Origin of the sequence: Chromobacterium vaccinii (assembly GCF_000971335.1) — a bacterium.
Classification (GTDB): domain Bacteria; phylum Pseudomonadota; class Gammaproteobacteria; order Burkholderiales; family Chromobacteriaceae; genus Chromobacterium; species Chromobacterium vaccinii.
In genome coordinates, this window is record NZ_JZJL01000028.1 from 62,283 (window position 1) to 68,726 (window position 6,444).

Below are 6,444 nucleotides of genomic sequence, written 5' to 3' on the forward strand. Positions count from 1 at the left end.
TCATTTGCTATCCCGATAGATATGCGGCTGCCGCGGCAGCAAGCTGCCCAGCCAGCTCCAAAAGCCCATCCAGCGGCCGCTGCGGACGGTGAGCGGCAAAGCCGCCTGCAGCAGCAACTGCCACAGGCTGCGGCCGCCCATGCGCCAGATGTCCCAGGCGCCGCCCAAGGGCGTGCCCTCATGCTCGCGCTCGGCGGTTCGCTGCCAGGCATCGGGGCGGCCGAACGTGCATTGCACCAGCGCCATCTCGTCTTCCAGGCTCAGGCCGACGAAGCGCACGCTCAAACGGCCATCCTTGGAAAACACCAGCCGGCAAGGCAGCGCGTAACTGCGGCCGCCGCATCGCATCGACACTGTCAAACCGGCGTTCTGCTTCAGCCTCAAATGCAAACCTTCCGGCAGCGCCAGCGCCATGCCGCCCTCGGAGTAATCCAGGGTATGGCAGGGATAGACCTTGCCATCCGGCAGATGCAGCGACACCGGCAGCCGGCTTTGCACCCGGTGCGACACCCGCACCTGGCGCAATTCGCGCGCCACCGCCAGCGCCACGCCGAGCAGCAGCGTGTTGTAAGCCACCCAGCACAGGTTCACCACCACGGTGCCGACCTCGTCGGCGGGACCGGTCCAGGCCCGATAGACGCCGAACCCCACGCCCAGCAGATTCAGCGCCAACAACACCAGGTAAGGCTTGGTGATGCTCCAGTCGACATGGTCCTCTTCCACCACCCCGCCCTTGGCGGTGACGTTGAACTTGCCCAGGCCGGGAAACAACAGCGCCACGGTTGTGGGCAGCGTGATGTACCAGGCCAGCACCGTCTCGTAGACCTCGCCCCAGAACGAACGGCGGAATTCGCCGTGCATCCGCGAATTGGACATCACCGAAAACACCATGTGCGGCACCACATACAACACCAGCCCCAATGCCGGCGCGTAGATGGTATAGGCGTGAAACAACAGGAAAGCCAAGGGCGCGGTGAGGAACACCAGCCGCGGTATGCCGTACAGGAAGTGCATCATGGCGTTGAGGTAGCAAAAGCGCTGCCCCAGCGTCAGCCCCCTGCCAAGCAACGGATTGTCGCTGCGAAAAATCTGCGCCATGCCCCGCGCCCAGCGGATGCGCTGGCCGACATGGGCGGACAGGCTTTCCGTGGCCAGCCCCGCCGCCTGCACCATATTGATATAGGCCGAGCGATAGCCGCGCCGATGCATTTTCAACGAGGTGTGCGCGTCCTCGGTGACGGTTTCCACTGCGATGCCGCCCACCGACAACAGCGCTTCGCGCCGCAGCACCGCGCATGAGCCGCAGAAAAAGGACGCGTTCCACAAATCGTTGCCGTCCTGCACTCGTCCGTAGAACAACTCTCCCTCATTGGGCACCTCGCCGCGGGTATCCAGATTGCGCTCGAACGGATCATCGGAGAAAAAATGGTGCGGCGTCTGCACCAGCGCCAGCTTGTCGTCCTTGAGAAAGCCGCCCATCGTGTTGTGCAAAAAAGAGCGAGTAGGAATATGGTCGCAATCGAAGATGGCGACGAAGCTGGCGTCGGTGACCCCCAGCGCATGATTGATATTGCCGGCCTTGGCGTGCTTGTGTTCGCGGCGGACGATGTAGCCGACGCCAGCCTGTTTGGCGAATTCGCGTATCTCGTCGCGCGTGCCGTCATCCAGAATGTGCACCCGCAGCTTGCCGGGCGGCCAGTCCATGCTCATCGCCGCGAACACGGTGGGCTTCAGCACCCGCAGCGGCTCGTTGTAAATGGGGATGAACACGTCCACGCTGGGCCAGAGCGCGGCATCGGCAGGCAGCGGCACCACCTCGCGCTCGAGCATCCAGGACGACTGGAAAAAGCCCAGCAACAGCACCAGCCAGGCATACAGCTCGGCGCTCAGCAAAATCAGCCCGGCGATCAGGTTGGGCCAGCTGTCGTCATTGATGGTGGACGTCGCGCGCCACCAGATGTAGCGGGTGGAAACCGCGATGGAAAACACCATCAGAATCAAGGTGGGCACCGGGCCGGGAATGCGACGCACCCACAAGGCCAGCAGCAACAGCACCACGGTGAACACCGCTTGCGAATACTCGTCGAACGGCGTGGTCACCAGCAGCGCGCCCAGCAAGGCCGCCGCCAGATAGCAAGCCGCGCGGATGGCGGCGTTCCGCCACCAGGGATGCTCGGCGACGCCCTCCACCGAGACGCGCAACCGGGCGGGATCGAACGCCCGCGGAAAGCGCTCCTCCAGCCAGACCCCGACGCGGCGCCGCCAGTCGGCCACCGCAGCCAGCGCACGGTGGCTGAGTTCAAGCCAGTAAGGCAAAGACGCCCCCCGCCCACCACGCTGCGCGGCCCTGGGCTTGATCAGCGCCAGCCAAACCAGCTGCAACAAGATCCGCACCGGATCGCCCGGCCGGGGCCGGGAGAAATCAACCTGGGGAAAATACTGCCGCGCCCTGCCGCTCCAGGCGGCCCAGCCCCGGGAAGGCGTGACGATGAACAAGGACAGCAGCAGCAAGGCGAAGCGCGGCGCATCGGCCGGATGCAGCAAACGCAGCCGCGCGCCCCACTCCAGCCAGCCCGCCGCCGACAGTTTCATGAAGCATGCCCCCCGGCATCCAAGCGCACCGACAGCCAGGCCGCCAATTGGCGCAAATCGTCGGCGGCCTGGCTTTCCGGCGCGTAATCGAACAGGGGCTGCTGGCTGGCGAAGGCTTCCCTCACCGCCTCGTCGCGATGAATGGGCAATGGCGCCAGCCGCGGGCCCAGCGCTTCGCGCAACATCGCCTCGGCATCGTTGTCCAGCCGCCGCAGCGGATTGAATTGATTGATGACGAACAAGACGCGCTCCGGCCGCAAGCCGCTGGCCTCCAGCTCCGCCTCCGTCATCTCCAGCAGCGCGCAGACGGCGGGCTCGGCCGACAGCGCCACCAGCGCGTGGCTGGCGGCGTTCAAGCCCTGCCGCCGTTCGGCCACGCCTATCGCCGGCAAATCCAGCACGGTGCGCTGCCCGGCCCGCTTCTCCAGCAGCGCCAACTCCTCGCGCAGCCAGTGGTCCTCGGGCCCGGCCTGGCCGCTATCCAGCCCCACCCGGCCATGCGGCACCAGCATCAGGTGATGATTGCCGACCTCCCAGGCGGCGCGCATCCAGTCGGCGCCCGCATCCAGCCGGCCGCGCCAGCCATCGCTTTCCTCCCGGGCCATGCCGAAATGCAGACGCAGCATGTTCTGCTGGCACAGGTCCATCGCCAGCACCGGCCTTTGCTGCCGCTGCCACAACAGGGACAGCGACGCGGCAACTGTCGTCGCGCCGCAGCCGCCCTTCACGCCGCATACCGCCAAAATCGCCATGCTTCGCCCCGCCCCCAACCGTACCGTCGGCTATTTCACGCGCCTCGACACCCTGGCCATGCTCCTGGTGATGACAACCCTGGCGGCGCGGAAAAATGAGAAAACGGAAATATATCGATGAATACAGTATGGATGAGTTTTAGAGCTAGGCGGCTCATTGCTGCGGCGGAGCAAGCGCCCGCCATGAACAGGCGAATTGGGCGACAGCCACATGGACTGCTGGCCACGGACGGAAGAAATCGGGAATGGCCATCATCCATGCGCAGCGCGGACAAATGCCGCGCATGGACTCTCATGGATATCTTGCCAAGACAACCCTGGTGAGCGGGCAAGTCCAGCCTGGCGAGCGCCTGGCAGGCTTGCCCGCGCCGCTCAATGCGCGGACGCTTTCGAGAACAGATTGATCACCGCCACGCCGGCGATGATCAGCCCCATTCCCGCCACCGCGGCCAGGTCCAGCTTCTGGCCATACAGCAGCCAGGCGATCAGCGATACCAGCACGATGCCTATGCCGGACCACAGCGCGTAGGCGACGCCCACCGGAATATGGCGCAGGGTTTGCGACAACAGATAGAACGCCAGCATATAGCCGCCTGCGGTCAGCACGGACGGCCACAGCCGGGTAAAGCCATCGGAGGCCTTCAAGGCGGAGGTGGCCACCACCTCGGACAGGATGGCCCCCATCAGGAACAGCCAGACTTTCATCAATCACTCCATAGCGGCCGACAGATTCCGGCGGGCGACGAGGCGCTCGCGCAGATGGTCGTACAGCCAGTTGAACGCATAGGTATAGGGCAGGAAAAAGACAAAGAAGCCCAGGTCCAGCAGGAAAGCCTGCCAGTAGCTGCTGTTCAGCCACCAGGCCGCCAGCGGCACCAGCAACACCACCAGTCCGCCCTCGAAGCCCAGCGCGTGCAGACAGCGCACGCCTGCGGTCCGGCGCCACTGGAAACGGCGCTCGACGCGCTCGAACAGCGCGTTGAAAACCATATTCCACGACATGGCCGCCGTCGACATCATCAACGCCAAGGCTCCCATGTGCAGCATGTCTTTCTGCATGACCAGCGCCGCCAGCGGCACCAGCAAGGCCATCGCGCAAGCCTCGTACAGCACGGCGTGCAGCACCCGCTCGCCCAGTTTCTTGTTTGTCGTTTGCATTGACTTCTCCCTAATGCTGAAATTCAATGCTTGGCATTATGATTGGGTTTACGGATACTATAAAAATACCATTAATCGGTTAAACCGATATGACTCTTTCCATTGACGCCCTATCCGCCTTCGTCTACGCCGCCGATCTCGGCTCCTTCTCCGCCGCGGCCAGACGGCTGGGCAAAAGCCAATCCACCGTCAGCGAGGCCATCGCCAACCTGGAAATCGACCTGGGCAACCCCCTGTTCGACCGCGGCACCCGGACGCCCACGTTGACCCCGGCCGGCCGGCTGCTGCTGCCGCAAGCGCGCCAAGTCATGACCGCCAGCCAAGACATGCAGCGGCAGGCGGAGCAGTTGAGCGCCGGCGTGGAAAGCCGGCTCACCATCGTGCTGTCCGACACTTTTCAGTCCGAAACGCTGGAAAACGTCGCCTGCCGGCTGGAAGAGCGCTACCCCTTGCTGGAATTGGAGTGCCTGGCCGGGGAACAGGAAGACGTGCTCGACCTGATTTTGTCCGGCCGCGCCCAGCTTGGCCTGGTCGGCGCGCTGGACGGTTACCCGCCGGATATCCGCCATCAGCGCCAGCGCGAGGCCAGCGAGCTGGCCCTGTACGCCGCATACCGGCATCCGCTGGTGGAAATGGACCGCGTCGACGAACAGCAACTGGCCCTGCACCGCCAGTTGCGGCTCAACACCTACAACGACAAAAGCCCCGCGCGCACCGGCCAACGGCAATGGTACGCGCCCAGCTATCTGATGCTGCTGGACATGGCGCGCCTGGGCGTGGGCTGGGCCGAGCTGCCGTGCTGGCTGGTGAGAAGCTTTGGCGGAGGCGAACTGAAGCAGCTTGATGTGGCCGGCTGGCCCAAACGGATGCCGGTGGATCTGGTATGGGCCGCCCACCGCCCGCTTGGCGCGGCGGCGGGGTGGCTGCTGCGGCAATTGGCCGGCGGAGAGAAATGGTCCAAGACGGACTAGAGGATCACGGCGCGTTGGCCTCCATCGTCTCGTGTTCCTCCCGGCATTGCGCCTTGTTGGCGTAAATCACCCATTCGTCGTTCTTGCCATGGCGACAGGTCAACAACGGCTGCACATGGCCAAAACCGCTGCCGCCATTCTCGCAGGTTTGAAATCGCCGCAAATCCGCCTTGCCTATCTTTCGGCAAGGGGTAGCGCCATACCAGTCGAATCCAAAAGCGCCATCCGGCAAGACAGGCGTCTCCGCCGCCTGCGCCATGCATGACCCCATCAAGGCGACGCCGGCCATCATCATCCATCTCGTCACGTTCTTCCCCTTTTGTCTTATCCCGCTCTTGGCGGGCCATCAATGAAATGACTCGCCACTATCTCATGGCCACCGTCGGCAATGCCTGTCCGAAAGAGTGGCGCAGACCAGCTCTCTTCCACATTCCGCCTATTCTAGCAAGCGCCAATCCGCCAAATAACGCGACTCTTCCCGCAAGGAGAAAACAGATGAGCTCATCCGTCGTGACGGTGAAAAACCATTCCAGCCGCGCCATATACATCGACAGCGATCCAAACTGGGACGATCAGGAACTATTGCTGGACGACAAGCCGCTGCGGCGCGGCTTTGCGCTGCAACCGGACCGCGCGGCCCGGATCAGCGTGGACTGGAGCGGCCCCGGCAACGCCTACATGATGGGCGTGATCTTCGCCGACGGCCCGGACTACGATTACGGCGGCGACGGTTTCTACCAGCTGACCATAGGCCAGGACGAAGACAGCGGCCTGCTGGACGTGACCGATGGCGGCGGCGAAGCCAAGATCGCCTACTCCATCAGCCAGCAGACGCCATGGAGCATGACCATGGACTTCGCCGACAGCTGACGCAAAAAAGCCGGCCCCTCGGGCCGGCTTGTCCTGCATTGCCTCTTCCGCGCTACGCCGGCGCCAGCGCTGGGCTCCAGCCCTGCGGAATCGCACCCAGT

General features: G+C 64.1%; 7 protein-coding genes. 2 read left to right on the forward strand and 5 right to left on the reverse strand.

Annotated elements, in window-relative coordinates:
• The 4 genes from bcsA to VL52_RS14545 form a co-directional block, all read right to left on the reverse strand.
• Positions 1–2,592 (reverse strand): UDP-forming cellulose synthase catalytic subunit, encoded by a 2,592-nt coding sequence (gene bcsA / locus VL52_RS14530; protein ID WP_144410266.1) that lies wholly within the window; start codon positions 2,590–2,592, stop codon positions 1–3.
• Entirely contained in the window at positions 2,589–3,344 is a 756-nt protein-coding gene (bcsQ, locus tag VL52_RS23390; protein WP_052729310.1) for a cellulose biosynthesis protein BcsQ, read from the reverse strand. Before bcsQ ends, bcsA begins: the two co-directional genes overlap by 4 nt.
• Positions 3,345–3,716: 372 nt before the next feature.
• The gene (locus tag VL52_RS14540; RefSeq protein ID WP_021474862.1) at positions 3,717–4,049 is read right to left on the reverse strand and encodes an SMR family transporter; all 333 of its coding nucleotides are present in this window, start codon (positions 4,047–4,049) and stop codon (positions 3,717–3,719) included.
• Between the two features lie 3 nt (positions 4,050–4,052).
• Complete coding sequence (locus VL52_RS14545) at positions 4,053–4,502, reverse strand: multidrug/biocide efflux PACE transporter (protein ID WP_046157682.1); 450 nt, start codon at positions 4,500–4,502, stop codon at positions 4,053–4,055.
• An 89-nt stretch (positions 4,503–4,591) separates the two neighbouring features.
• On the opposite strand from VL52_RS14545, the gene VL52_RS14550 reads away from it, so the two are divergent.
• Positions 4,592–5,473, forward strand: coding sequence for a LysR family transcriptional regulator (locus VL52_RS14550; RefSeq protein WP_046157683.1), 882 nt, complete (start codon positions 4,592–4,594; stop codon positions 5,471–5,473).
• 4 nt (positions 5,474–5,477) lie between these two features.
• Here the strand turns inward: VL52_RS14550 and VL52_RS14555 are convergent, their stop codons facing one another.
• Positions 5,478–5,765: a hypothetical protein gene (locus tag VL52_RS14555; RefSeq protein ID WP_160298947.1), complete on the reverse strand. Its 288-nt coding sequence runs from the start codon at positions 5,763–5,765 to the stop codon at positions 5,478–5,480.
• A gap of 203 nt (positions 5,766–5,968) precedes the next feature.
• Between VL52_RS14555 and VL52_RS14560 the strand changes: the two genes are divergently transcribed.
• The gene (locus tag VL52_RS14560; protein WP_046157685.1) at positions 5,969–6,343 is read left to right on the forward strand and encodes a hypothetical protein; all 375 of its coding nucleotides are present in this window, start codon (positions 5,969–5,971) and stop codon (positions 6,341–6,343) included.
• Positions 6,344–6,444: the final 101 nt, after the last annotated feature.